22 protein-coding genes and 1 rRNA gene are annotated in these 26,291 nt (G+C 47.3%); 9 read left to right on the forward strand and 14 right to left on the reverse strand.

What is annotated here, in order from left to right; all coding sequences use genetic code 11:
• The first annotated feature begins 218 nt into the window (after positions 1-218).
• The 4 genes from S2091_RS18650 (at position 219) to S2091_RS18665 (ending at position 6,439) form a co-directional block, all read left to right on the forward strand.
• Entirely contained in the window at positions 219-2,051 is a 1,833-nt protein-coding gene (locus tag S2091_RS18650) for a GGDEF domain-containing protein (protein ID WP_105533476.1), read from the forward strand.
• A gap of 65 nt (positions 2,052-2,116) precedes the next feature.
• The gene (locus S2091_RS18655) at positions 2,117-2,788 is read left to right on the forward strand and encodes a glutathione S-transferase family protein (RefSeq protein ID WP_105533477.1); all 672 of its coding nucleotides are present in this window, start codon (positions 2,117-2,119) and stop codon (positions 2,786-2,788) included.
• 78 nt (positions 2,789-2,866) lie between these two features.
• Positions 2,867-5,164 (forward strand): UvrD-helicase domain-containing protein, encoded by a 2,298-nt coding sequence (locus tag S2091_RS18660; protein ID WP_105533478.1) that lies wholly within the window; start codon positions 2,867-2,869, stop codon positions 5,162-5,164.
• Positions 5,165-5,170: 6 nt separating this feature from the next.
• Complete coding sequence (locus S2091_RS18665) at positions 5,171-6,439, forward strand: putative Na+/H+ antiporter (RefSeq protein ID WP_105533479.1); 1,269 nt, start codon at positions 5,171-5,173, stop codon at positions 6,437-6,439.
• Positions 6,440-6,521: 82 nt separating this feature from the next.
• Here the strand turns inward: S2091_RS18665 and S2091_RS18670 are convergent, their stop codons facing one another.
• From S2091_RS18670 to S2091_RS18685, 4 genes are all read right to left on the reverse strand, one after another.
• Positions 6,522-6,893, reverse strand: a complete 372-nt coding sequence (locus tag S2091_RS18670) for a hypothetical protein (RefSeq protein ID WP_105533480.1) — start codon at positions 6,891-6,893, stop codon at positions 6,522-6,524.
• A 73-nt stretch (positions 6,894-6,966) separates the two neighbouring features.
• A complete protein-coding gene (locus tag S2091_RS18675) occupies positions 6,967-7,212 on the reverse strand; it encodes a GlsB/YeaQ/YmgE family stress response membrane protein (RefSeq protein WP_105533481.1) in 246 nt (81 codons plus the stop codon).
• A gap of 202 nt (positions 7,213-7,414) precedes the next feature.
• The gene (locus tag S2091_RS18680) at positions 7,415-9,157 is read right to left on the reverse strand and encodes a cation acetate symporter (RefSeq protein WP_105533482.1); all 1,743 of its coding nucleotides are present in this window, start codon (positions 9,155-9,157) and stop codon (positions 7,415-7,417) included.
• Positions 9,154-9,462, reverse strand: a complete 309-nt coding sequence (locus S2091_RS18685; RefSeq protein WP_105533483.1) for a DUF485 domain-containing protein — start codon at positions 9,460-9,462, stop codon at positions 9,154-9,156. Before S2091_RS18685 ends, S2091_RS18680 begins: the two co-directional genes overlap by 4 nt.
• A gap of 517 nt (positions 9,463-9,979) precedes the next feature.
• On the opposite strand from S2091_RS18685, the gene S2091_RS18690 reads away from it, so the two are divergent.
• The gene (locus S2091_RS18690) at positions 9,980-10,879 is read left to right on the forward strand and encodes an ion channel (protein ID WP_105533484.1); all 900 of its coding nucleotides are present in this window, start codon (positions 9,980-9,982) and stop codon (positions 10,877-10,879) included.
• Here the strand turns inward: S2091_RS18690 and S2091_RS18695 are convergent, their stop codons facing one another.
• The 4 genes from S2091_RS18695 to S2091_RS18710 form a co-directional block, all read right to left on the reverse strand.
• The gene (locus S2091_RS18695; RefSeq protein ID WP_341477008.1) at positions 10,880-11,680 is read right to left on the reverse strand and encodes a DUF3025 domain-containing protein; all 801 of its coding nucleotides are present in this window, start codon (positions 11,678-11,680) and stop codon (positions 10,880-10,882) included.
• Positions 11,681-11,685: 5 nt separating this feature from the next.
• Positions 11,686-12,744 (reverse strand): dihydroorotase, encoded by a 1,059-nt coding sequence (pyrC, locus tag S2091_RS18700; RefSeq protein ID WP_105533485.1) that lies wholly within the window; start codon positions 12,742-12,744, stop codon positions 11,686-11,688.
• Between the two features lie 94 nt (positions 12,745-12,838).
• Positions 12,839-14,125, reverse strand: coding sequence for a Glu/Leu/Phe/Val family dehydrogenase (locus S2091_RS18705; protein WP_105533486.1), 1,287 nt, complete (start codon positions 14,123-14,125; stop codon positions 12,839-12,841).
• A gap of 160 nt (positions 14,126-14,285) precedes the next feature.
• Entirely contained in the window at positions 14,286-15,611 is a 1,326-nt protein-coding gene (locus S2091_RS18710; RefSeq protein ID WP_105533487.1) for an aminotransferase-like domain-containing protein, read from the reverse strand.
• Positions 15,612-15,696: 85 nt separating this feature from the next.
• Between S2091_RS18710 and S2091_RS18715 the strand changes: the two genes are divergently transcribed.
• Complete coding sequence (locus S2091_RS18715; RefSeq protein ID WP_105533488.1) at positions 15,697-16,323, forward strand: LysE family translocator; 627 nt, start codon at positions 15,697-15,699, stop codon at positions 16,321-16,323.
• Between the two features lie 16 nt (positions 16,324-16,339).
• Entirely contained in the window at positions 16,340-16,678 is a 339-nt protein-coding gene (locus S2091_RS18720) for an antibiotic biosynthesis monooxygenase family protein (protein WP_105533489.1), read from the forward strand.
• Positions 16,679-16,709: 31 nt separating this feature from the next.
• Here S2091_RS18720 and S2091_RS18725 read toward each other — a convergent pair whose 3' ends face one another.
• Both S2091_RS18725 and S2091_RS18730 read right to left on the reverse strand, forming a co-directional pair.
• Positions 16,710-17,648 (reverse strand): LysR family transcriptional regulator, encoded by a 939-nt coding sequence (locus S2091_RS18725; RefSeq protein ID WP_105533490.1) that lies wholly within the window; start codon positions 17,646-17,648, stop codon positions 16,710-16,712.
• Between the two features lie 176 nt (positions 17,649-17,824).
• Positions 17,825-19,684, reverse strand: a complete 1,860-nt coding sequence (locus tag S2091_RS18730) for an ABCB family ABC transporter ATP-binding protein/permease (protein WP_105533499.1) — start codon at positions 19,682-19,684, stop codon at positions 17,825-17,827.
• Between the two features lie 55 nt (positions 19,685-19,739).
• Here S2091_RS18730 and S2091_RS18735 point away from each other — a divergent pair, with 55 nt between their 5' ends.
• The gene (locus S2091_RS18735) at positions 19,740-20,159 is read left to right on the forward strand and encodes an acyl-CoA thioesterase (protein WP_105533491.1); all 420 of its coding nucleotides are present in this window, start codon (positions 19,740-19,742) and stop codon (positions 20,157-20,159) included.
• 252 nt (positions 20,160-20,411) lie between these two features.
• On the opposite strand, the gene S2091_RS18740 is transcribed toward S2091_RS18735, so the two are convergent.
• The 3 genes from S2091_RS18740 to S2091_RS18750 all read right to left on the reverse strand — a co-directional run bounded on the left by S2091_RS18740 (position 20,412) and on the right by S2091_RS18750 (position 25,351).
• Positions 20,412-22,094, reverse strand: coding sequence for a long-chain-fatty-acid--CoA ligase (locus S2091_RS18740; RefSeq protein WP_105533492.1), 1,683 nt, complete (start codon positions 22,092-22,094; stop codon positions 20,412-20,414).
• 222 nt (positions 22,095-22,316) lie between these two features.
• Positions 22,317-24,401 carry a molybdopterin-containing oxidoreductase family protein gene (locus tag S2091_RS18745; protein ID WP_105533493.1) on the reverse strand — a complete coding sequence of 695 codons (2,085 nt, stop codon included), beginning with the start codon at positions 24,399-24,401 and terminating at the stop codon, positions 22,317-22,319.
• Positions 24,402-24,436: 35 nt separating this feature from the next.
• Positions 24,437-25,351: an NAD(P)-dependent oxidoreductase gene (locus tag S2091_RS18750; RefSeq protein ID WP_105533494.1), complete on the reverse strand. Its 915-nt coding sequence runs from the start codon at positions 25,349-25,351 to the stop codon at positions 24,437-24,439.
• A gap of 118 nt (positions 25,352-25,469) precedes the next feature.
• On the opposite strand from S2091_RS18750, the gene S2091_RS18755 reads away from it, so the two are divergent.
• Positions 25,470-26,006 carry an acyloxyacyl hydrolase gene (locus S2091_RS18755; protein WP_165795028.1) on the forward strand — a complete coding sequence of 179 codons (537 nt, stop codon included), beginning with the start codon at positions 25,470-25,472 and terminating at the stop codon, positions 26,004-26,006.
• 182 nt (positions 26,007-26,188) lie between these two features.
• On the opposite strand, the gene rrf is transcribed toward S2091_RS18755, so the two are convergent.
• Positions 26,189-26,291, reverse strand: a 5S ribosomal RNA gene (gene rrf / locus S2091_RS18760); the annotation flags it as partial.

The following is a 26,291-nucleotide window of genomic DNA, read 5'->3' on the forward strand; positions in this document are numbered from 1 at the left end:
GTTTATTGCTCTCATTTGTGACGCAATACAACAAAAAACATCAAAATTTGAATCGGAAGTCTATCAAAAAGAGAGCTGCGCTATAATCTTTACCAAATGTAACATTGCCTTAATATAAATCTCTTAAAATAGTTATTTGAAACACTGAGCAATAGTCCGAGCCGGATGTTTGCCTTGTTTTTGCTTACTTTTTCTGCGTACTTTTTCTTACTGCCAAGATGACCCGCACCCCCTTTCGACTGTCAGTGATTCTTGCCTTCCAATTCGTGCTTTTGTGCATCGCTGCCGGTAATTGTCATGCTCAGACTACACTGAAGGAAGAGATTTTTTCCACCTATTGCGGTGCGGCCGACCTCTCTTTACAACCCCAAAACATAGCCGTAATCTGGCAACCGATGATCGACACAGCGCTGTTGATTCCGCCCAAGGGGCGTTGCTGGATGAGATTAAGCGCGCAAAATCAACGAAGCGACACCAACGGCAGCGCTTACTTAATCCTGCAGCGCTCCCCATTAATTGATACCGTATTATTCGATGGACAAGGCAAGGAAATCACCCAATCAACCCATGACCGACAAAGCGAGTTGGCGATCGAAATCGGCAGACGTATCCTATTTCCGACCGCCGCACTATCCAATGGCCCGTTGTATGTCCGATTTAATTCTTCCAATCCAATCTTCCAGGAGCGGGTAATTAATAAGGGATTCAGCCCACTTTCTGTCGGAGTGATGGAACAACAGCGGTTGCTGATGACGACCATTTTTGCTGCCGTCGTGCTGCTTACCTCGGCAATGTTTATCGCCTCATTCGGGATAGCCCTACGCGATCTCGATTTCGGAATTTATTCGATATACACCTTTGCACTCGGCGTGACACTGATAGCCTGGGACCAGGTTGATCTACCCATTGTTGGAATAAATTACGGCTGGGTCTGGCAGTTTGGATGCCCGATATCAGAAGCCATGTTGTGCTGGCTTGCGATTCGATTCGGAAAATTCGACCGACACAGCATCGTGGTGTCACGCATCCTAAAACTAGTGATCGCATTCAACGTTCTGCTATTACTCTGGTCCATGCTTGCCAAAATTGGCGTGCCCGTTATGCCAATGCCATTTGACCGTTTCAGTTACGACAATTGGCAGGACGTGCTCATCGGCGCACTGATTATGATTGGCAGCTGGCGAGGCGGTCGGCGCGGTGAGCGCGATTGCTACTTACTGCTACTCAGCCTGACACCATCCATGATTTCAGATTTTATCAACCGGATCTGGGACCCGGCGATTGCACCGTTCTTGCAATCATCACTGGGCTATGCTCTCCCACATTGGCTGAACAAGACTATCCATTTCAACGGCTCACTGACCTGGCTCGCTTTGCCGATGATCTTTTGCTTCGCGCTCGCCCGACGTTCGCTGCTGCTGCACAGGTCGCTGATCGATGAACGCAAACTGCTTGAGGAACGTGTTTTCGACCGGACCATGGAACTGCATTCTGCGATGAAAGAATTAGAACTACTCGCAACAACAGATTCCTTAACCGGCCTAGCTAATCGGCGCAGCATGAATGAGTGGATCAATCATGAAATTGAACGTTCATGCCGCTTCCATAAACCACTGGCACTTTGCATGATCGATATCGATCATTTCAAAAATATTAACGACACTTTCGGCCATGCCACTGGCGACCTTGCCATTGCAGCAATTGCCAAAACCTTCAACGAAACTATCCGCAAAACCGATATCGCGTCACGCTATGGTGGTGAAGAATTTTTATTGTTGATGCCAGAAACTGACGAAATCGAAGCAAGCGTTGTTACCGAACGGCTGCGCGAAGCTATCCAGGCATTACAGCTTTATTCAGACGACAACCATGTATTTGCAGTCACTGCCAGCATCGGCGTTGCCTTCTTCGACCACCAAGCGGCGGAGGATACAATGTCGAAATTACTAAATCGCGTAGACAAAGCGTTGTATCGCGCTAAAAATGCAGGACGTAACCAAGTGGCGTTTTCTTCAAGCCAATTTAGCGCTGATGCGGCTTTCAGCAACTAGATCAGTTGCCTGGATTGCACCATTCTTTTATTTCAGCCGACTAGCATTCCCAAGGAAGTTTTTGGATGATCAAACTTTACCACTGCATGAGTGCCCGTTCTTTCCGCCCGCTATGGATGCTGGAAGAACTTGGCAGGCCTTACGAATTGAAAATGCTACATTTCCCGCCGCGTTTGCTGGATAAATCCTACCTCGCAATTAACCCACTCGGCACTGTTCCAGCCTTAGTTGATGGCGCTACATTGATGACGGAATCTGCGGCGATTTGCCAGTACCTTGTCGCGCGTGCAGCACCTACCCTACTCAATGTTGATGCCGATGAACCTGATTTTGGCGCCTACCTTAATTACCTCCACTTCGGCGAAGCGACCCTGACTTTCCCTCAAACCATCGTGCTGCGTTACTCACGATTTGAACCTGAGCCGCGCCGCTCACAGCAAGTTGCCGATGATTATGCAAAATGGTTCCTCGCCCGCTTGCGCACGTTAGAAATAAGACTCGCCCAACATGATTATTTATGTGCAGATCGCTTTACCGCCGCAGATATTTCTGTTGGTTACGCGCTACTACTGGCAGAGCATCTAGGGCTAATGTCGCGCTTTACGCCTGCGGTATTAGCTTATTGGGAACGACTGCGCAGCCGTGACGCTTTTCTACGAGCCATCGCATCACAAGAGCGTGCAGCGTTAGAGCAAGGCGTGTCGCCAGTGCCAGCACCTGACACCTTGCCATTATGAACACGCCCTCTGCTCTCCTATCGGAATTTTTCAACCGTTTAAGCAAGTCAGGGCAAGTGCATCCCGTATAATCACGGGATGCAAAATTTACTCCATAATCTTAATCCAGAGCAACACGCAGCTGTTACTCTCCCGGCTGAATCTGCTTTAATCCTGGCTGGCGCCGGCTCAGGCAAAACGCGAGTGCTCACTACGCGCATTGCCTGGTTAATTCAAACCGGACAAATTTCCCCTTCTGGCCTGATGGCGGTGACCTTTACCAACAAAGCCGCCAAAGAAATGCAGGCGCGTTTGTCGGCGATGTTGCCCATTAACACCCGTAGTATGTGGATAGGTACGTTTCACGGGCTATGCAACCGGTTGTTGCGCGCACATCACAAAGATGCGAGCTTGCCGCAAACTTTTCAGATTCTCGACAGCCAAGACCAGTTGTCGATGGTTAAACGAATTTTAAAAGCCAACCAGATTGATGATGATAAATACCCGCCGCGCACCGTCGTGTATTTCATCAACAGCGCCAAAGAACAAGGCTTGCGCGCTGCCAAAGTAGTAACGCATGACCCGATCAGCCGCCAGCTTGCCGAGATTTACGGAATTTATGAGCAACAATGCCAGCGCGATGGCGTGGTGGATTTTGCCGAATTATTACTGCGCACTGTTGAACTGTTAGCTAGCAACCAACCGCTGCGTGAACATTATCAGGCGCGCTTTAAGCATATTCTGGTGGATGAGTTTCAAGATACCAATGACTTGCAATACCGCTGGATTAAATTAATGGCAGGCTCCAAAGCTGCCGTTTTAGCGGTTGGCGATGATGATCAAAGTATTTACGCGTTCCGCGGTGCGAATGTCGGCAATATGGCATCGTTCGAGCGTGAATTCCAGGTTCAGAATCGCATTAAACTGGAACAAAATTATCGCTCGCACGGTCATATTCTGGATTCAGCGAATGCGCTCATTTCCAATAACACAGAACGTCTGGGTAAAAATTTACGCACCGATGCCGGTCTTGGCGAAGTCATCCGCATTCAGGAAGCGTCGAGCGACCGAGAAGAAGCGCAATGGATGGTAGAGCAGATTAAAGACTTAACGCGGCAAGGAATCAGCAGCGATCAAATCGCCTTGCTGTATCGCTCCAACGCGCAATCACGCGTGATTGAACATGCTTTGTTTTCAGCCAATTTACCGTATCGCGTATATGGCGGGTTGCGTTTTTTTGAACGCGCTGAAATCAAACACGCTATCGCTTATTTGCAGTTAATGGACAACCCGCATAATGATTCGGCGTTTTTGCGCGTGATGAATTTCCCTACTCGCGGCATCGGCGCAAAAGGGCAAGAAACGCTGCAAGACACAGCACGCCAACATGGTATTTCTTTATATGCAGCCGTGCCTTATCTGGCGGGCAAAGCTGGCTCCACCTTGGGCGCATTTGTCAAACTGATTGAAGCGGCGCGATTCGAAACGCAAATGTTGCCATTGCCGGAATTGGTGCAACGCGTGCTGGAATTGAGCACCTTAATTACTCACTATCAAAGTGAAAAAGAAGGCGCAGACCGCGTTGAAAATTTGGAGCAATTAGTGAGCGCCGCCGCTCTGTTTATTTCCGAAGAAGGCTTTGCCAATGACGCTCCGGCATTAATGGGCCCGGCCAGCACCGTCCAAACGGCATTAGTTCAAGGCGACGGCATGGAGATCATGGATGCCGATGCAGCACTGGCTACCTTGATGTCGCCGTTGTCGGCCTTTTTATCGCACGCATCATTAGAAGCCGGCGACAATCAGGCGCAAGTCGGACAAGACGCTTTGCAATTAATGACTGTGCATTCCGCCAAGGGTTTAGAGTTTGATGCCGTGTTTATTACCGGCTTGGAAGAAGGCTTATTTCCGCATGAAAACAGTGCCAAAGAAACCAACGGCATTGAAGAAGAACGACGCTTGATGTACGTGGCAATTACCCGCGCCAGACAGCGTTTGTTTTTAAGTTTTGCGCAAACTCGCATGTTGCACGGGCAAATACGGTACAACACCAAATCACGTTTTCTGAATGAATTACCTGATGAAAACGTGAAATGGCTTACGCCGCAAATTAAGCAAAACTGGTTTGCTCCGCCTAAATCTGCTTGGGATAGTGACACCAGTTATTCAGGCAATTCGTCTTTCCAAGCTAAGCCAGTAAATCCTTCGCATCACAGCATTATCCCCACCAATGCGGATGGCTGGCGTATCGGTTTAAGTGTGAAACATGCTAAATTTGGCGAAGGTATTATTATTAAATTAGAAGGTAGCGGCACCAATTGCAGGGCACACATTCAATTTTACAAATTAGGTTTGAAAGTTTTAGACTTAAATATTGCCAAACTAGAGAAAGTATAAAACCTTATGCAAATTACCCCCTTTATTCAATACACAGCCGCAGTTCTTTTTGCGCTGGCGGTGTTACACACGTTCTGCACTAAATATTTTCAGCATTTAGCCCATACCGATTCAAAACACGCGGGTCTTTGGCATTTATTGGGTGAAGTGGAAGTCGTGTTTGGATTTTGGTCATGTATTTTGCTGTTGTTTATCACTTTTTCCAGCAGTTCAAAACAAGCCATTGCGTATCTGGAAGATCAGAATTTTACCGAAGCTTTATTTGTCTTTGTGATTCTCACCATCGCCGCGACCAGCCCGATTTTATCGTTCGTCAGCAGTCTGGTAAATCGCATCACGTCGATATTACCGGTGCCGGCGATGTTGGGACGTTATTTTTTATGTTTGTCCTTTATCCCCATACTAGGCTCGTTCATTACCGAGCCTGCTGCGATGACATTATCTGCGCTGTTATTGCGTGACCTGTACTTTAGTAAGGCTGTATCAAACCGCTTTAAATACCTGACGTTGGCGGTGTTATTAGTAAATATTTCTATCGGCGGCGTGCTCACGCCCTACGCTGCGCCACCGGTGTTAATGGTGGCAGAAAAGTGGGGCTGGGATTTACATTTCATGTCGACCGTATTTGGTTGGAAAGCCGCTATTGCCGTGTTTATTAACGCGTCTTTGGTCAGCTTGTTTTTCAGAAAAGAATTGGCTCAATTAACCGCAAATTCCACAGAACAAAAAGTTGAAACAAAAAAAATGCCGGCATTTTTAATCATCATCCATTTACTGTTTTTATTTGGCACCGTCTGGTTCAGCCATCACCCCGTGGCCTTCATTGGACTATTCCTGTTCTTCCTCGGCTTCACACATGCTTACCCAGAACATCAAGAAAAATTAATGTTGAAAGAAGGCTTATTAGTCGGTTTCTTTTTGGGCGGTTTAGTGGTGCTCGGTAGCTTACAGCAATGGTGGCTACAGCCCTTAATTTCCCAAATGAGTTCCGGCACCTTATTTTTTGGTGCTATCGGCTTAACCGCGTTAACTGATAACGCCGCACTCACCTATCTCGGTTCTCTAGTGGATGGCATTAGCGACACCGCCAAATACGCATTAGTCGCTGGCGCCGTGACCGGCGGCGGTTTAACGGTAATTGCCAACGCGCCTAACCCAGCCGGATTTTCAATTTTAAAAGAATGTTTTGATGAGCAATCGATTAGCCCGCTAAATGTGTTTTTAGCGGCGCTAGTGCCAACCGCCATTGCAGCGGCCTGTTTTGGATTGCTTTGATGTTTGATTGAATCTGGATGTGAATCTGAATGTAAAAAGGGGCGGGATTTTTATCCCGCCCCTTTTTTATCACCAAAAAACCTTAAGACGCTTTACAAGCCTTACCATGATCTGCATGTCCGCCTTTTGCTTTTGCATCGGCTTCGCTCATGTACTCACCTACTTTAGTTGTACCGTAGGATTTGGTACCGAAGCAGTGATACACATTCGACTTAGTATTCAGCCACACTTTATCTGCCGCACCACCGGCAGCAGCTACTTTAGCTTTGGTCGCTGTCGTTGCGGATGAGGCTGCATTCGTTGCGGTAGAACCTGCTGAAGTTGCAGCAGAACTTGCCGCTGCACTTGCTTTTACTGTTGCGGCATTAACTGCACTAGCCGGAGTTTGTGCAAAGCTGCTGGCACAAATTAAAAAACTGGCTGCCAACGTGATGGTTTTTACAAATGATTTCATAGTGACGTTTCTTTCAAAGTTAAGGTTAAAAATTGAAATTCAAAGCAGTTCTACCTATCAAAATAAAACTTGGCTACTTTTTAGTCGCCAAGTGATAAATTCCCAATAAAACAATTGCACCAACCACTGCACCTACAAAACCAGCTGATTCGCCAGCGTGATACCAACCGATAAAATGTCCTAAATACGTTGCTGCAATCGAGCCGCCAATACCCAAGAGCACAGTCATAATAAAACCGCCCGGATTATTACCAGGCAAAATCATTTTCGCAAGAATCCCCGCTACAAACCCGATTAATATCGTCCAGATTAAATGCATAGTTTTCCCATAGATAATTATTACGTCAAATTATTGCTTCAAAATAATACCTGATTTCTTCATTTCAAATGTGGAACATTGTTAATAATCATAGTTTCAGCATGAGCGTTTTTTATTTCATGATGATGAAACAATGACACTAAACCAAAAAAGCCCAAAGTCAACCTTTGGGCTTTTCAGTAAAAATACAATCAAGCAATAATTAGTGCCCGGAAGAACCTTCTGCTCCAATACCGGTTTCTGAACGTACCCGTTGCGCTTCATAACCAGCACGATCAATCGCAGCGCGTGGACTCTTGTCTAGTACCGAAAACAACCAGATCCCGACAAACCCTGCGATCATGGAGAACAGTGCAGGTGATGTGTAAGGGAAAATCGCCGCTTTGTTGTGGAGCACATCAACCCAGACCGATTTGGAGATCACAGTTAAACCCAATGCGGAAACCAGGCCAATGAAACCGCCTATGGTTGCTCCACGGGTGGTGCAGTTTTTCCATAACACCGACATAAACAGCACAGGGAAGTTGGCCGATGCGGCAATGGCGAAGGCCAGCGATACCATAAAGGCGACATTTTGTTTTTCAAACACAATCCCCAGCACTACGGCAACGAAACCTAAAACGATGGTGGTCATACGAGAAACGCGTAATTCATCAGCACTGCTGGCTTTGCCTGCCTTGAATACGGTGGAATATAAATCATGCGAAACCGCCGAGGCACCAGACAGAGTCAAACCCGACACTACCGCCAAAATAGTGGCGAAGGCAACAGCGGAAATAAAGCCTAAGAATACATTCCCACCAACAGCTTTGGCCAAATGCACAGCAGCCATATTGTCGCCACCTAATAGTTGACCGGCGGCGGTTTTAAAATCGGGATTAGTGCTGACTAAAACTATCGCGCCAAACCCGATGATGAAGGTCAGGATATAGAAATAACCTATCCAGGTAGTTGCCCAGAATACCGATTTACGCGCTTCTTTAGCGCTCGGTACCGTGAAGAAGCGCATTAGAATATGCGGCAAACCGGCTGTACCGAACATCAATGCCATACCGAATGAAATCGCCGAAATCGGGTCTTTGACGAAGTTGCCAGGCCCCATAATGGAAACGCCTTTCGTCGCCGCGAGCGCTTCGGGGCTAACGCCTTTAGCCGCCGCATCCACAATTAATTTTGGATCGTGCATGGCGAGACTGGTTTTGACTTCAATCGCTTTGGCAAACAAGGCTTCTGGGCTGAAATTAAATTGGGCCAACACCATAAATGCCATGAATGAAGCGCCGGCCAACAGTAAGCAGGCTTTGATAATTTGCACCCAGGTAGTCGCTGTCATGCCGCCAAATAATACGTAAATCAGCATCAACGTTCCGACAATGGCCACGGCTATCCAATATTCAAGGCCGAATAGCAGCTTAATTAACTGACCCGCGCCGACCATTTGCGCAATCAAATAAAACACCACCACGGCTAAGGTGCCGGAAGCCGCAAATATCCGGATTGGCTTTTGTTGGAAACGGTATGCAGCTACGTCGGCAAACGTATAACGGCCTAAATTACGTAGCCGTTCCGCCATTAAAAAGGTAATCACCGGCCAGCCGACTAAAAAGCCAACCGAGTAAATCAAGCCGTCATAACCATTTAAATATACGGCAGCCGAAATACCGAGAAAGGAAGCGGCTGACATGTAGTCACCGGCAATCGCCAAACCATTTTGAAAACCGGTAATGCCACCGCCAGCGGTATAAAAATCAGCCGCTGATTTGGTACGGTTGGCCGCCCATTTTGTGATGAACAGAGTAAGGATCACAAACACGGCAAACATGGCAATGGCAACCCAATTGGTCGGTTGTTTGGCAGCCTGACCAAGATCCGGACCCGCGGCCCAAACTGCGCCGTGCATTGCCGTCAGAGTGAATGCGGTTACCAGCATCTTAATTAGCTTCATGAGAGCACCTCGGCTTTGATTTTTGCAGTTAAATCGTCGAATTCCTTATTAGCGCGACGCACGTAAATTCCTGTAATGACGACAGTAAATACCAGTACGAAAAGTCCCACCGGCATACCGATAGTCATCACGCCATCGCCAAATTTGGCACTAAGCAGTTCTTTATCAAAGGCGATTAAAAGAATGAAGCCGTAATACACGATCATGACCAAGGCGGTGAAAAGCCAGCCATATGCGCTACGGGTTTTGACAAGTTTTTGGTAATTGGGATTAGCCAAAATCTTTTTGACGAGCTGATCTTCCATGTTGTCTCCTGTTTATCTTCGTTTTAACTCTCTGCCACGATAATTTGTGTCCGAGGAATTGCAGAATCGATCCAGCGATTGTTGTCCTATTTTGATGTTATTGCTACCGCGACTGCACCGCATTCCAGCAAATAGCACTGCGAATTAAATTAGTACTGAATAATTTTATATTTAAAGTTGACACTGATGCCAACTATATTTGGATCGCAGTTGAGGTAGGTACTTAAAGGGGAAAATTACGAACAATTATCAACACAAATTATGAACTTCATATACTCCGCCAATTTATTAAAAAATTTAACGTATTTAATGCATTTACTGCTCATTAAAAATATAATTTTTGACAGTATATTTTGATCTTATTGTGATATTTAGCCTTTAAGGCTAAATATCAATTTTAATGCTCGGGTATCTTCAATTTAAATATGGATATTTTTTAAGCAAACCCGGCCAAATAATTTGATTCGTACGATATCATCGCAGAATAATAATTTCTCAACACCAACACCAATTGATCATGCACAAATCCGCCAAGAGCCGCACCACGCATCCATTCAAAATTGAAGATCGTTTATTTGTCGCGCATGGTTTAAGTAGCCAGTTTTGGCAAGATATATATCACTACGCGATGACGTCGAGCTGGCCGGTTTTTTTTGGTGCGTTTTCTCTGATGTTCGGCTCAATGAACGTATTTTTTGCCTGCCTGTATATGCTTGGCGATCATCCAATCGGCAATTTATTTCCGAATGGATTTTGGGGTGCTTTTTTCTTTAGCGTAGAAACTCTGGCTACCGTTGGTTATGGTGACATGCATCCACAAACAGTATATGGACATCTTGTTTCGACGATAGAAATTTTTATTGGAATGAGCGGTCTGGCGATGGTGACTGGCGTTATTTTTGCGCGTTTTTCGCTGCCAAAATCAAAGATTTTATTCACCAAACATCCTGTCTCGCATATGCATGACAATCGCTACATGCTGTCGATCCGGATTGCCAATACCCGGCTCAATATTATTTCTGAAGCGTCGGCCAAGCTGCGTATGATGCGGCTCGAAACCACAGCGGAAAACACCAAATTCCTACGCCTTATTGACCTGCCGCTACAACGATCACAGCATCCGCTGTTTACGTTGGGCTGGAATTTATTTCATGAAATCAATGAAGACAGTCCGTTTTTTAATCTCAGTTCGGAAGAAATGGAACGCGATCAAGTCAGGCTGATTTTAAGTCTGGAAGGCATAGACGACACCACCAGCCAAGCGATACGAGCACATCATATTTATTCACATGACAAAATTCGCCTGCATCATCGCTATGTGGACATTCATTATCAAGACGCCGATCTGGTCAGCCATGTTGATTACGCACGCTTTCATGAGATAGTACCCATGCCGCAAGCGGCAGAAAAAAACTAATTATTTTCTTTGCCGCTCTGGGCGAAAAACGTGCGGATCTGCATAAAACTCAGCAGTTTGATCCGGCCACCAGCCCGGCACGCCGAGCACTGGCAACGGTGAAAAAGCGGTGGGCAGCAACTCTTGTTGCTGTAGTTGCGCGGCAATTTGTTGATCTAATTCGGCACGCTGTTCAACAGCGCTTAACTCATGAAAATTCGGCGACACCCAGCACACCAGCGTATGCGCCGTGATTGCCTTATAAGGCCGCACCAATTTTTCCATGATGGCGTGCCCGAATAAAAACACGTGAGCGTGTTTCATAAACTGCTGGCGTTGCTCTACAAATAATTGACTCCATTGATGCGTACGCAAAGCCTGCACAATGGCACGCCCTTCCAGCGTATCAGTCACCGCCAACAGCGCGGCATTTTCATCAAATAAAGTCGCCGCATCGCGTGCTGCACCGCGTGATTTACCTACACCTAAACTTGCAATCTGCGCAGCTTGCAAGGCATTTAACTGGACTTTAATACGTGGAAAAGCCAGCCAGACCAAAGCGTTAAAAAAGTCATGCAGATTATCTCGGGTTGGCACCAAACCCGTTGCACCGATATGCGCCTCATAAGAAACGCCAGCGGGTAAATCTTGCTGTGCAGTGAAGTTAATTGGGAGGCCTGCATGATTACGAAGGCTTAATTTTTTTGCCTGCAGATTCAGCGCGTCGCGCCACTGTTGAGCCGCGACGATTTCACCACTAACGGCGCGCACCGAATCCAGCCAGGGTGCGCACCAATCTACACCTTCATCGATGTTAAACACTAGACTCAAGCAACTTTCCATTGCAAAGTTTCACCTGCATTGAGCGGTACCACAGTAGCATTTGCCAGCGGCAGTTCTTCAGGCATTGTCCAGCTAGTGCGCTGTAAAGTAAGCTTATCCAGATTAACCGGCAATTGATAAAAGGCCGGGCCAAACAGGCTGGCAAAGCCTTCCAGCTTATCGAGCGCGCCCGCCTGATCAAACGCTTGCGCGTAGAGTTCCATCGCATGCAAGGCGGTATAACAACCAGCGCAACCGCAGGCGTTTTCTTTAGCGCCTTTGGCGTGTGGCGCGGAATCGGTACCTAAGAAAAAACGCGGATTGCCTGAAATAGCGGCGTCCACCAATGCCAAGCGATGCGTTTCACGTTTCAACACTGGCAAACAATAGTAGTGCGGGCGGATGCCGCCCTTAAAGATTTCATTACGGTTGTACAGCAAATGATGCGCGGTAATAGTAGCGGCAATTTGTCCGCTGGCAGTACGCACATAGTCCGCCGCTTGAGCGGTGGTGATGTGCTCAAACACCACCTTGAGTTCCGGCATATCGGCACGCAACGGCTGCATAACGCGTTCAATAAATACCGCTTCGCGATCAAACAAATCTACCGTTGGATCAGTGACTTCACCATGCACTAAAAACGGCATGCCGCATTCTTGCATTGCTTCCAACGTGGGATAGCACAAACGCAAATCGGTGACGCCCGCATCGGAATTGGTCGTGGCTCCGGCTGGATATAACTTGACTGCATGAATCAAACCGCTGTCTTTAGCGCGGCGAATTTCATCCGGCGAGGTGTTGTTGGTGAGGTAGAGCGTCATCAACGGTTCAAATTGCATGCCAGCGGGCAGTGCCGCCAAAATGCGTTCGCGATATGCCAAGGCTTGCGCTGTGGTCGTCACCGGTGGTTTTAAATTTGGCATCACAATCGCGCGGCCAAACTGGCGGGCGGTGTGCGGTAGTACGCTGGCTAATACCTCATCATCACGCAGGTGCAAATGCCAGTCGTCTGGGCGGGTGATGGTGATTGAATTAACAACGGAGGAAGATTGATTAACTGACATGGCGCATTCGCATAGTTCATGGGAAAACGCTATTTTACCTCAGAGGGATTGCCTCCCTCTGAGAAACATCTATTGGCAAATACTGCCAAACTACTTATGGATACAAACCACGCATTTCACGCGCTTGCAGCACGCGTGTGCAGCCGATTAAAAACGCGGCGGTACGTAAAGACACTTCTTTATCTACAGAGACTTGGCGAACAGCGTTAAATGCTTCCGTCATGATGCGGGTCAAGCGTGAATTGATTTCGTCTTCGCTCCAGAAATAGCTGGAAAAATCTTGCACCCATTCAAAATAACTGACCGTAACACCACCGGCATTAGCCAACACGTCAGGCACGACTAACACGCCTTTGGCGTGCAAAATATCATCGGCTTGTGGTGTTGTTGGACCATTTGCGCCTTCCAAAATAATTTTGGCGCGAATACGATGTGCGTTGGTTTCAGTGATTTGCTGCTCTAACGCGGCTGGAATCATGATGTCGCAATCAACATCCCAGAAATTATCACGGCTCATTTTTTCTTCCGAACCAGAGAAGCCAACTACGCTACCGAATTCAGCCACATGCGCCAACAATTTAGGAACATTCAATCCATTGGAATGAAATACCGTACCAGCGTGATCTTGCACCGCTACGATTTTTGCACCAGCTTCAGCAAACAACTTGGCAGAGATACCGCCCACATTACCAAAACCCTGCACCGCAATTTTAGCGCCTTCAATGTTTAAACCGATGGTGTGTGCCGCAGCAGAACCGACCACATAGACACCGCGCCCGGTTGCTTCACGACGCCCTAAACTACCGCCCAAAGAAATTGGTTTGCCAGTAACAACGCCGGTTGCCGTAGCGCCTTCATTCATAGAATAAGTATCCATCATCCACGCCATGGTTTGTTCATTGGTGTTGACGTCTGGTGCCGGAATATCTTTATTTGGTCCGATAATGATGCCGATTTCGCTGGTATAACGGCGTGTCATCCGTTGTAATTCGCCTTGCGACAACGTTTTTGGATCAACCCGAATACCGCCTTTAGCGCCGCCGTATGGCACGTTTACTGCTGCGTTTTTAATCGTCATCCATGCCGATAACGCCATTACTTCGGAGAGCGTGACGTTTTGATGAAAGCGTACGCCGCCTTTACCAGGGCCGCGTGATGTATTGTGCTGAACCCGATAACCTTCAAAATGCGCGATCGTGCCGTTATCACGTTCGATAGGTACGTCAACCACCAAAATACGTTTTGGCCGTTTGAGCGTTTCTACCCAGCGTGATAACGAACCTAAATACGGTGTAACGCGCTCAATTTGAGTGAGGTAATCGCCCCAAGGGCCAATTTCATGCGGAGTTAAATAAGAAGGTACTTCGTGCTGAGGGATCATTTCGGGCTTCCTGGGTCGTTGATTTGGTTATTTGGTTGAGTCAAAATCAAGACGCCACAATAGCGATTAGGCTCGCCAGTGGCTAATGCTTTGTTTGCATAAATCTATAAGATAAATGCATAGATGCTTTTAAAATAATTTCACAACTTGCATTTAATGCTTAATGTGACGTGGCACGCCGGACTTTATGCAAAGCATCGTCCAACACATCAAACGAGATCGAACCTAGTGCTAGCCGTAATGCATGCGGAACATTCGGCGTAACAGCAAACGGTTCAGCCGTCGTCACCAAGACCCCTACGCGCTCCAGATCGGCCGCGACTTGATCGGAGCGTAACTCCTCCGGCAATTCCAGCCAGAGATAATACGAAGATGGATGCGCCACTATCTTGCATCCTCGCAGGATACGGCGCGCCAGGTTTTGGCGCTGCCTTGCATCTTGCCGTTTTTGATCCTCAAGTAAATCAACGGCTCCAGACTCGATCCAATTACAGGCCAACATGACCATGAGCGATGGTGTGCTCCAGGTCGACACCCGGATGGCGTGCTCAAGTGCTGGCATCAAGTTCAACGGTGCCGCAATAATGCCAATACGCAGACCCGATGCGACACTTTTCGATAGGCCGGACACATACACGGTACGCAGTGGCGCATAGGTAAACACCGGTGGCGGAGCCGGTTCGGCGAGAAAAGCGTAAGCCCCATCCTCGATGATCAAAAAATTGTATTGGTCAGCCAGCTTGGCAAGACGAACCCGGTCTTGCTTAGACATCACGTAGCCTAAGGGGTTGTGCATCGTCGGCATCGTGTAGATCGCACGTACTGGACGCTTTTTACACAGTGCTGCCAGCGCATCCAGATTAATAGCACCATTGGCATGCGGCAGAGATTCCAGATCAAGACGATATGTGTGCGCAAGTGCCTTCATTCCCGGATAAGTCAACGCATCAATAGCGAGTATATCGCCCGGTTTTAGTAACCCCATTACCGTCACAGCCAAGCCTTGCTGCGCACCGTTGACAAGTAAAATCTGTTCACCGGCAACGCGAATTCCGCGATTGCGTATATGCTTAGCAACTGTCTGCCGCTCGTGCGGACGCCCTCCTTGCGGCGCAGAATGCAGCAAGGCATCCAAATCACCCGAAGACGCAATATAGCGCAAGCCGTCACGCAGCATTTCCGCTTGGCCCGGTAGAGATGGATAGTTAAAAGTGAGATCTACCGCGCCAGACCTGATCGAATGCTGCTCCAGCCCCAAGCCGCGCGGCAATGAAGTGTCACGCACAAACGTACCCCTGCCGACCTCCCTCACAATCAACCCAATGGCTTCGAGTTCTGCATAGACTCGCGATGCCGTTGCTAAGGCAATGTGGTGCTCCTTCATTACTTCACGGATAGTCGGTAACTGAAAACCAGGGCGAAAATCACCCTGACGAATGCGGATTGCAATGCCATCGACGATGGATTTGTAGCGAGCTTGAGCCATGGTTTGTATCTAGAACAATTATTTTACTGTACCAGATGTGCAGGCTACACTGGCCACTTCATTAACGCAAACAATAGTGCTAAACATGATTGAATTCACCACCCTTGCGGCGTTTTGTATTGCAGTGTTACTCCTACTTTTATCGCCGGGACCGAACATGGCTTTTGTCATGGCCCACGGCGTTAGCTATGGACTACGCGGTGGCGCTGCCGCTTCGTTCGGCATCGGCGTGGCGGACCTGGTTCTTACCGCGCTAACAGCCACCGGCATCACCGCCATGGTAGCCGCCTGGCCGCCTGCATTCGACCTCATCCGATACGCCGGCGCAGTGTACCTGCTGTGGATGGCATACAAAGCGCTACAACACCCGCGTGGCTCAGTTGAATCCGTGGCGGCGCAGACCTCGTTGCAATCGATCTTCGTTCGCTCCATGATCAACAGCCTGCTTAATCCAAAAGCTCTATTGTTTTTCATGGTGTTCCTACCCCAATTCGTTGACCAGAGTAAGGGTTCTGTTGCGCTACAACTGATTGTACTGGGCTGCGTACTCACCGTAATCAGCACCGTATTTCATACGCTGCTTGGAACCTTTGGCAGTTCAATCCGGCTCTTCTTGTCACGACATTCGTATGCTGCCAGACTACAGCCATATGGACTCGCGACGGTTCTGCTGTTACTGGCATTCAGGCTAGCCTTTATGCGCCGCCCATAAATTAAAAAGTCTTTATATGTATATTGCCGCATTCATTTACAAGCCCAGCCAGATCGACCAGGAATTCAATCGCCTGAGCACTATCATCGGCGAAATTGCGCACAGCATTCCTGGCTTTATCGGAGCCGAATCCTGGCGATCCATGGATGGTTTATTGGTCAATGCCAGCTATTATTGGCGCGACCAAGAATCATTACGCGCGTTTGCCACGCATCCCCAACATCTGGATGCCAAGCGTCAATACCGCAAGTGGTACGAGGGGTATCATGTCGTGGTGTCAAAGGTGGAACGCGCTTATGGTGATGGGTCAATCAAACACTTTATACAAGACAGTCGCCAGCATCATGAGAACTGAAGATCGGTAGCAAAGTGTTTCAGTGCGTATTTCAGCGCCGTTTTTTTGCATCATGCTGATGCATTAAAAATTCCCACAAGCGGTTCACCAGTGGCTTCCCGGGGCGTTGCGCAGAAGGACGTTCGCGATACAGACGAATTTCCATTTCAACTTCCCAGCTCGCCACACCATTGTCGGCTCGCGCTAACTGCTTGCGCTTGAGTTCACGCGCTACCGATGATTCAGGTAAAAATGCGATGCCGCGACCTTCTAGGGCCATCATTTTCAAGCCTTCTGCCATGTCGGTTTCGTAGCATTTATCCAAATGCATCGGCGTTGGCGTGTCGGACAAAATCACGTCCACCATACGGTCTAAATATGCATTATTAGCGTAGGCTAAAAATGGCAAAGGGTTTTCACTATCACCCGGCAAAATAAAATCAGGCACACCATGTGCGTCACAACGTGCATACGCACGCAACGCTTCCACGCCCATCACCATCATTTCATATTGACTATGGTCAAGCTGCAACGGTTGGCGCGGATGGTGATAACACAACATTAAGTCGCAACCGCCTTCCACCAGAGCCATTACGGCATCATGCACATTCAAGGCCAGTAAGCGTGAATTTAAGTGGCCGAAACTACTTTCCAACTGAGTCAGCCATTTCGGCATATAAGTAAGCGACAGCGTATGCGGCACCGCAAAATCAACAACGGTTTGCTGCGTGCTGCGCTTATTACGCATCAAAGCCCGTGCATTGCTGATTTGCCCCAGCATTTCTATCGCCTGCTCATAAAAAACTTCGCCAGCTGAAGTGAGTTTGGTTGGGTAGGAAGTGCGATCAATTAAATCCGCACCCAACCAGGCTTCCAGCGATTGAATGCGGCGAGAAAATGCCGGCTGGGTTACGTGCCGTAATTCTGCCGAGCGGCTGAAGCTATGCGTTTCTGCCAGTGAAATAAAATCTTCCAACCATTTAGTATCCATTATTATTTTTACTCAGCAAATTCAGGTGCATCAGGGGCAGAGACTGTGTAAAAACACAAAATTAATTTACACCCGAAAAAATCGGCCTCTTAAAACACGCTCTATTCAATTTTTTCGACGCAGGGAATGATCTCCCTACCCATGATTTTTCAGAAAAAGTTGGAAATTTTTTGTTTTTACACAGTCTCGGCAGATTCCGACCACAATTCCAGCTCAGGATGTGCTTGCTGGCGCGCCCACATTTGCGCGTACACGTGATCTTTTTCCAGTAGTTCGGCATGCGTGCCGCTTTCCACAATCCGTCCATGTTCCATCACTATAATTTGTGCAGCATCCGCGATGGTGGAGAGTCGATGCGCAATCACCAAACTAGTACGACCTTTCGCAATTTCTTTGAGTTGAGTTTGAATGGCTTGTTCCGATTTTGAATCTAGCGCAGAAGTCGCTTCATCAAAAATTAAAATCGCCGGATTCTTTAACACTGTGCGCGCAATCGCTACCCGTTGTTTTTCGCCGCCCGATAATTTCAAACCGCGCTCACCCACCATGGTTGCATAACCATCCGGCAGGCTTTGAATAAAGTCGTGAATATAGGCGGCCTGTGCAGCCGCCACAATTTCAGCGTGACTGGCACCGGGTTTTCCGTAGGCGATATTGTATTCAATCGTGTCATTAAACAGCACCGTATCTTGCGGCACAATGCCGATTGAAGCACGCAATGAGGCTTGCGTTATATCCCTGATTTCTTGCCCGGCAATGCGAATACTACCGTGCTGGATATCGTAAAAACGGAATAGTAAACGTGCCAAGGTTGACTTACCAGAACCGCTGGCACCGACCACTGCCGTGGTCACTCCGGCTGGCATGACAAAAGACACTTGATGCAAAATTTGCCGATTGCTTTCATAACTAAAGTCAACCTGGTTAAACCTAATTTCAGGGCCAGCATGGTTACCAACTTGCAGCGGCGTGGCACTGTCGGCATCGGCAATTTCGCGGTGCTGGTCTAACAGTGAAAAGAGCTTTTCCATGTCGGCTAGACTCTGTTTAATTTCCCTATACAGAACACCTAAAAAATTAAGTGGCACATACAATTGCAGCATAAAACTATTCACTAAAACCAAATCACCCAATGTCATTTGACCTGCGATAACACCCACGGTGGCGCGCCATAAAATCAAACTCACAGCGAGCGCAATAATCATCGATTGCCCGACGTTTAATAGCGATAACGAGGTTTGCGATTTCACCGCCGCATTTTCATAATTCTGCAAACCGTGGTCATACCGCTGCGCTTCCATTTCTTCATTACCAAAATATTTTACGGTTTCATAATTGATGATGGAATCAATTGCTTTGGTATTAGCTTTTGAATCCAGTTCATTCATCGTGCGACGAAAATGGGTGCGCCATTCGGTCACCGAAATGGTAAACGTAATGTATAAAATCAAAGCGCAAAAAGTGATGATTGAAATCCAAATATCGTAGTGCAGCACCAAATAACCGAGCACCATGCCGATTTCGATTAAGGTCGGAAAAATACTGAACAAGGCAAACGACACCAGCGAAGAAACTGCCCGCGTACCGCGCTCAATATCGCGCGTCATGCCACCGGTTTGGCGGTTTAAATGGAATCGCAGCGACAAGCCATGCAAATGCCGGAACACTTGTAATGCAATCGTGCGCACTGCGCGTTGGGTGACGCGCGCAAACACAAATTCGCGCAATTCGGTAAATAGCGAAGTCGATAATCGCAACAACCCGTAGGCCAGTAAGATACCTAGCGGTAAAGCCAGAGCAGTCGTAGTGGCGTGGCCGGGCGTTAGCGGATTTAAGCTGTCGATCAATTTTTTCAGCACGATAGGCACGGCAACCAGGCTCATTTTTGCCGTGACCAGACACACCAATGCTATGCAGACCCGCCATTTGTAGGCCCACAAATACGGCAACAATGTTTTGATAGTTGCCCAATCATTACGAGTTGAAGAAGGCATATTGATATTCGAAAAAGATGCTGAAGGTGGTGAGCGCCGCATGGGAGAATAATCTATAATTTTGGTTACCCAATTGTAACGCTTACCAGGAAATAAAATGAACACATCCAACAATCCATCGACACAAACTCCGCTGCCTTCGCGCATGCCGCAGTTGCGTGTCATGCCGATGCCGGCAGATGCCAATATTCACGGCGACGTATTCGGCGGCTGGATTATGGCGCAAGTCGATATTGCCGGTGCGATTCCTGCCGCACGACGCAGCAACGGGCGTGTTGCCACGATTGCAGTGAATTCGTTTCTATTCAAACAACCGGTATTTGTCGGCGATTTGCTGTCTTTTTACGCGGATGTGGTTAAAGTCGGCCGTACTTCCATCACTATTTCGGTTGAAGTGTATGCGGAACGCAATCGTTTGGAAGCGGATACCGTTAAAGTGACTGAGGCAATGCTGACCTATGTTGCGACCGACGATGATAGAAAACCGCGGATCATTCCTGATTTGGTGACGTTGTAAATTACGATTTTTGTAGCTAAATAAGACGCCGTTTTAAGCATTTATTCCCCATTTTCATATATCCCCGTAAAACCTAATTTTTAACGTATCCATTGTGGTTTTCGTTGCATATTTTGACAGCATATCAATAGCGCAATATAGAACCTTAGCAACAGCTCGATATTGAAATAAAATATCCTTGTACCTCAAAATGAAAAAGCCAGTTTCGATCATAACGAAACTGGCTTTTTTACTTATAAAACTCAACCCAAATTACGCGGCTTTTTTCTCATCACGTAATTCACGACGTAAAATTTTGCCCACATTAGTTTTAGGCAACTCCGTTCTAAACTCAATGTGACGCGGCTTTTTATATCCGGTTAACTCGTGTTTACAGTATTCCAATATATCTTGCACAGTCAACGCAGGGTCTTTTTTAACGATATACAGCTTGACCGCTTCACCAGAATGTTCATCAGGAACGCCAACGCAAGCAACTTCCAACACGCCCGGATGCATCGCCACAACACCTTCGATTTCATTCGGATAAACATTAAATCCAGAGACTAGGATCATGTCTTTTTTACGATCCACAATCTTGGTGCAGCCAGTTTCATCCATCACGCCGATATCGCCGGTTTTAAAGAAACCATCTGCCGTCATTACCTTGGCCGTTTCAGCCGGATTGTTCCAATAGCCCGCCATCACTTGTGGACCACGAATGCCGATTTCACCGGGCTGACCTAACGGCACTTCATCACCGTTATCATCCAAAATCTTTAATTCTGTCGACGGCAAAGGCAAGCCAATTGAACCGGCCACGCCTGTCCCATCCAGCGGATGTGCGGAGGCAATTGGTGATGTTTCAGATAAGCCATAACCTTCACAAATGGTGCTGCCAGTGATTTTTTTCCAACGCTCGGTAACTGCTTTTTGCATGGCCATACCACCGCCCATACTGAGTTTCAGGTTACTAAAATCAAGTTTAGCGAACTCAGAATTATTCATTAAGCCGTTGTACAAGGTGTTTACAGCAGGGAACATGTCCACTTTGTATTTACCGAGTTCTTTAATGAAACCGGGCATATCGCGCGGATTAGGAATAAGAATATTCAGCGCGCCCAAACGCATGCCCACCAAGCCACAGACAGTCAGTGCAAAAATATGGTACAGCGGCAAGGCGCAAACCATAGTCAATTGATGACTATCCGGCTGTTTGCTTAATGCGGGCTGAAACCAGGCATCAGCCTGAATCACGTTAGCGACAATGTTACGCTGAGTGAGCATCGCGCCTTTAGAAACACCGGTAGTGCCACCGGTATATTGCAAGAAGGCCAGATCATCCATGCTGAATTCAACCGGATTCTGACTCAGTCTGGCTGCGCTGGAAAGAACGCTATTAAAACTGATTGAGCCAGGCAATGAAAATGCCGGCACCATTTTTTTAACATGGCGCACTACCAAATTTACAATAGTGCCTTTTACAGTGCCGAGTAAATCGCCCATGCAGGCAACCACAACATGCTTAACCGGTGTGTGGGCAATAACTTGCTCTAAGGTAGTGGCGAAATTTTCCAGGATGAAAATTGCTTCTGCGCCGGAATCTTTTAATTGATGTTCTAATTCACGCGGCGTATATAAGGGATTAACATTCACCACGGTATAACCAGCGCGTATCACACCCAACATCACGACCGGATATTGCAAAATATTCGGCATCATAATCGCAATACGTGCGCCCTTTTTGATACCTTTACTTTGCAGCCAGGCAGCGATTTTTAAAGACATCGCATCGAGTTCGGCATAAGTAATCGATTTATCCATACAAACAAACGCTGGCCGGGATGCAAATTTCTTCAGCGATTCTTCCATTAACTGAGCAAGCGAATGGTATTTTGAAAAATCAACTTCTGCAGGTACACCTTGTGGGTAGGATTTTAACCAAAACTTGTCCATGTATTCCTCTTGTCTCATATAGTTATTAGGTGCATCGATTACTGCATAAGCTTATGCCAATTTAAAGGCGAAGCGCCTTGAATGCTAATTCAGAGAACCACTTTGGCGCAAGTAGTTTCACCAAAATTGAACTCTCACTCTATTTACGCCTCATTCTGGTGCTTATTTCGATGCAGACTGGGCTATTTTTCGCGCCGTTTCTCGTATTACTGACGCGGCAATTCAACTACTTAATTTTTCCACTTCAACCAATACATCATAAAACGTAGCGCCACCACCCATATCGGTTAATTTTTGACTAGTCACCGCATTAGCATTTTGCCCGTCGCCAGCCAATTTTTTCCACCAAATAGACAAGCCAACAACGACTCCGACGCGGGCTTTTTCCGTCACACGAACCCGTGCTTGCATACTACCGCGTTGATTAAAAATACGAACCATAGCGCCGGTTTCGATAGCTCTTGGCGCAGCATCCTGTGGGTGCATATCCAAATGCGGCTCGCCTTCGGTGTCACGTAAGCTTTTCACATTCACAAAAGTGGAATTCATAAAGTTACGCGCTGGCGGAGAAATCATCGCCAGTGGATAGTGCTGCGCCAATTCTCGATTGGATGCGACTGACTCATACGGCGCAATAAAAGTCGGCAGCGGATCCAATCCAGCATGTAGCATCTGATTGGAATAAAATTCACATTTACCGGAAGGCGTTAAAAATCCGCCTTCAGCAAACGGCGCGGCCGGCAAATTGAGTTTTTTCCAACCACTTTGCTTCAATGCATCCCAATCAAAATGCATCGCTTTCACATCGTCAGTGCGAAATGCCTGGGCAGCAATTTGATCGTCGGTTTGGCTAAAACATGGATCGGTGTAACCCATTTTTTGCGCTAACAAACGGAAAAATTCGGAATTCGGTTTCGCTTCGCCAAGTGGCGCGATTGCTGCGTTATTCGCCATCATGTAGTAATGGCCGTAAGCACCGTGCACATCGACATGTTCTAACTGCGTTGTGGCTGGCAAAAGTATGTCAGCATAATCCGCGGTATCAGTTTGAAAATGCTCTAACACCACGGTAAATAAATCTTCCCGAGCAAATCCCTGTACGACTTTTTCCGAGTCGGGAGCAACTGCGACCGGATTTGAATTGTAGACAATCACAGCCTCAATTTTTGGGCCGAACTCAGGACTAGCCGGACTCAATAAATCATCACCGATCGTACTCATATTAATGGTGCGCGGTATAACATCAATAGGAATTAAATCAGGACGCTGCATGGCGGCGTTATTTTTAGGAAAACCGCCAGACAGTGACAACATCGCACCACCAGCAGCTTGTCGCCAGGCGCCAGTAAGTGCCGGTAAACAGGTAATATTGCGTACTGCCATACCGCCGCCATGCACTCGCTGCACACCGTAATTAAGACGAATTAATGCAGCATCACCGTTACGGCAGCATTCACCGTATGCGCGTGCCAACTGCACAACTTCATCGACAGAAATACCGCAAGTTGCGGCGGTGCGTTCTGGGGGCCACTGCTCAGCGCGCTTGGCTAGTTCATCAAAGCCCAAGGTGTATTTGGCAATGTAATCACGATCAATCAACTCTTCTTTAATCAGCACATGCATTAAGCCTAACGCCAAGGCCGCATCCGTTCCCGGCATCAGTGCAATATGTTGATGGCACTTTTCGGCGGTCAGTGATCGGTAAGGATCAATCGCAATCAACTTAGCGCCAGCGCGTTTCGCTTCTTGCGCTCTCATCCAAAAGTGCAAATTAGATACGATAGGATTCGATCCCCAAATCAGGATTAATTTTGCATGTTGAACCTGTTCAAGATCGGTTCCAATTGAAGCGCCTATTGTGTATTTATAGCCCGTTGCACCAGCAGTTGCACAAATTGTTCGGTCTAATAATGAGGCGCCGATTTGATGGAAAAATCGGTGTGCCATCGCTTCACCCTGTATCAGACCCATCGTGCCAGCATAACTGTAGGGTACGATTGCCTGCGGATTATTGGCTGCGATGTTAGTCAGATTTTGCGCGATAGTTTCTAGCGCTTCATCCCAACTAATACGGACAAACTTGCCCTCACCTTTTTTCCCAACCCGTTTTTGTGGATAAAGCAAACGATCAGGATGGTAAGTACGCTCGGTGTAACGCGCCACTTTAGTGCAAAGCACGCCAGCAGTGGTCGGATGATCAGGATCACCGCGTACTTCCGTTGCAACACCGTCGCTGACTGTCACTAATAATGCGCAAGTATCAGGACAATCATGCGGGCAAACGCCGCGAACTATCGTGGTGCTCATAGAACTTCCATGTAAAAACGATGAATACCGCTATTTTATACGGGTAACTGATCTGGTTTCTGACCTAATCGAATCCCACTATTATTATTTTCCAACTCAAGCAAAGCGGCAGAGTGATCTGCCTGCGGGTTGGTTATGAGTAAGTGTCGATATACCTGCGCAATTAACTCTGCTTGAGGTAATTTAAGTTGCGCCTGTTGCGCTGCTAGCAAGATATTTTCCATGTCTTTAGCCTGGCTGCGCACTTGCCCACCGGGCATAAAATTTCTGTCCAACATACGTTGTCCATGCACTTCCAAAATTTTACTTTCAGCAAAACCACCCCGCAGTGCTTGCCTGACCGCAGCCGGATCAGCGCCACCGGCCTGTGCCAACAATAAAGCTTCAGCAACTAAAATTAGTGTCCCGCCCACGATTAATTGATTGCACAATTTAGCCAGCTGACCAGATCCCGGTGCGCCAACCAAAGTCGGCTTACCCATCACTTCCAATATTGGCTTAACTCGTAAGTAATCTAATTCACTTGCGCCCACCATAATCGCCAAACTACCAGCCTCGGCGCCGATCACGCCGCCAGAGACTGGCGCGTCAATAAATCCGACACCTCTGGCAGCTAATAGCTGGTGTAATTCCAGCGCTTCCAATTGCTGCGTGGAGCTCATATCAATCACCAGCACTTCATCCGCCAGTGCATCGAGTGCCTGATTCAGCACCTGTTTTACGACAGGTCCCGCTTCCAGCATCGTAATCACAATCGCTGCCGACCTTACCGCTTCCGGAATTGTTTCGGCTAATGTTGCTCCTTGCGCAACGCAAACAGCCGCTTTTGCAGCAGTACGATTCCACACTGTCAACGGATATCCTGCCTGCAATAAACGGCATGCCATTGGTTGGCCCATTAAACCTAAACCCAGAAATGCAATGTGCGGCAACGCAGCGCTATTTTTCATAACTTAGTTATAATATTAATTTATATGCAATAAATATTTTTCAAAACCAACTTAACTTCAGTGTGTTTATTTTCTACACTCTGTAGTAGGGCATTCAAACTTTTAATAGGAGATTATTGTGCTTTTTCCGTCAAAACACCTTCTTTGCATTGGATTGCTTAGTATATCTGCTCTGGCAAACGCTTTTGATGGCATTTCAGCCGAATTTGGAGAAGGGAATCAAACTGATCTAATTAAAATAGCAGTGCAAAAGACACTGGATGAGCAGTATTGGCAGTCAAACGGAAATCATTTCGCGCCGTATTTGGAAGCTAGTCTGGCGAACTGGAAAAGCGACGATGTTCAAAATATTTCCGGCCAAAAGCAAAATTTGTACGATTTTGGCTTTACACCGGTACTACGCTGGCAGAAAGATAATCGGCTTGGATGGTATGGTGAAGCAGGAATTGGCGTTCATTATCTAACGGATCTGTATGACAATAATCAAAAAAAAGCATCGACCAAATTTCAATTTGGTGATCACATTGCAATTGGCTATGTTTTTCAAAACAAAATTGAAATCGCATTGAAGTTTCAGCACTTCTCAAACGCCAGCATCAAGAAGCCAAATCCAGCGATGAACTTCGCCTTGATCAAACTGGGCTACGCCTTTTAGCGAATAGCCAATCTGCGCAAGTGGTGACGCAGGATAAATTCTAGCGTGCCGCCATTGTTCAGCCCATCTGAGTCGATGGTCGATGGGCACCGAAGATGAATATAACGATAAATCAGAGCAGTAAAAATCAAACGAGCATAAAAAAACCCCCACTAAATTAGCGGGGGTTTTTAGGAAGAACAGCCTGACGATAACCTACTTTCACACTGGTTGCAGCACTATCATTGGCGCAGAGTCGTTTCACGGTCCTGTTCGGGATGGGAAGGGGTGGGACCGACTCGCTAT

The sequence above is a fragment of the Solimicrobium silvestre genome (genome assembly GCF_002976435.1).
GTDB lineage: Bacteria > Pseudomonadota > Gammaproteobacteria > Burkholderiales > Burkholderiaceae_D > Solimicrobium > Solimicrobium silvestre.

Coding starts and splice junctions, on each gene's coding strand:
- S2091_RS18735 (WP_105533491.1), top strand. CDS start 19,740: ATGAACACATCCAACAATCCATCGACACAAACTCCGCTGCCTTCGCGC.
- S2091_RS18675 (WP_105533481.1), bottom strand. CDS start 7,212: ATGCATTTAATCTGGACGATATTAATCGGGTTTGTAGCGGGGATTCTT.
- S2091_RS18730 (WP_105533499.1), bottom strand. CDS start 19,684: ATGCGGCGCTCACCACCTTCAGCATCTTTTTCGAATATCAATATGCCT.
- S2091_RS18750 (WP_105533494.1), bottom strand. CDS start 25,351: ATGAAAAATAGCGCTGCGTTGCCGCACATTGCATTTCTGGGTTTAGGT.
- S2091_RS18715 (WP_105533488.1), top strand. CDS start 15,697: ATGATTGAATTCACCACCCTTGCGGCGTTTTGTATTGCAGTGTTACTC.
- S2091_RS18710 (WP_105533487.1), bottom strand. CDS start 15,611: ATGGCTCAAGCTCGCTACAAATCCATCGTCGATGGCATTGCAATCCGC.
- S2091_RS18655 (WP_105533477.1), top strand. CDS start 2,117: ATGATCAAACTTTACCACTGCATGAGTGCCCGTTCTTTCCGCCCGCTA.
- S2091_RS18685 (WP_105533483.1), bottom strand. CDS start 9,462: ATGGAAGATCAGCTCGTCAAAAAGATTTTGGCTAATCCCAATTACCAA.
- S2091_RS18745 (WP_105533493.1), bottom strand. CDS start 24,401: ATGAGCACCACGATAGTTCGCGGCGTTTGCCCGCATGATTGTCCTGAT.
- S2091_RS18670 (WP_105533480.1), bottom strand. CDS start 6,893: ATGAAATCATTTGTAAAAACCATCACGTTGGCAGCCAGTTTTTTAATT.
- S2091_RS18725 (WP_105533490.1), bottom strand. CDS start 17,648: ATGGATACTAAATGGTTGGAAGATTTTATTTCACTGGCAGAAACGCAT.
- S2091_RS18720 (WP_105533489.1), top strand. CDS start 16,340: ATGTATATTGCCGCATTCATTTACAAGCCCAGCCAGATCGACCAGGAA.
- pyrC (WP_105533485.1), bottom strand. CDS start 12,744: ATGTCAGTTAATCAATCTTCCTCCGTTGTTAATTCAATCACCATCACC.
- S2091_RS18705 (WP_105533486.1), bottom strand. CDS start 14,125: ATGATCCCTCAGCACGAAGTACCTTCTTATTTAACTCCGCATGAAATT.
- S2091_RS18740 (WP_105533492.1), bottom strand. CDS start 22,094: ATGGACAAGTTTTGGTTAAAATCCTACCCACAAGGTGTACCTGCAGAA.
- S2091_RS18650 (WP_105533476.1), top strand. CDS start 219: ATGACCCGCACCCCCTTTCGACTGTCAGTGATTCTTGCCTTCCAATTC.
- S2091_RS18680 (WP_105533482.1), bottom strand. CDS start 9,157: ATGAAGCTAATTAAGATGCTGGTAACCGCATTCACTCTGACGGCAATG.
- S2091_RS18660 (WP_105533478.1), top strand. CDS start 2,867: ATGCAAAATTTACTCCATAATCTTAATCCAGAGCAACACGCAGCTGTT.
- S2091_RS18665 (WP_105533479.1), top strand. CDS start 5,171: ATGCAAATTACCCCCTTTATTCAATACACAGCCGCAGTTCTTTTTGCG.
- S2091_RS18690 (WP_105533484.1), top strand. CDS start 9,980: ATGCACAAATCCGCCAAGAGCCGCACCACGCATCCATTCAAAATTGAA.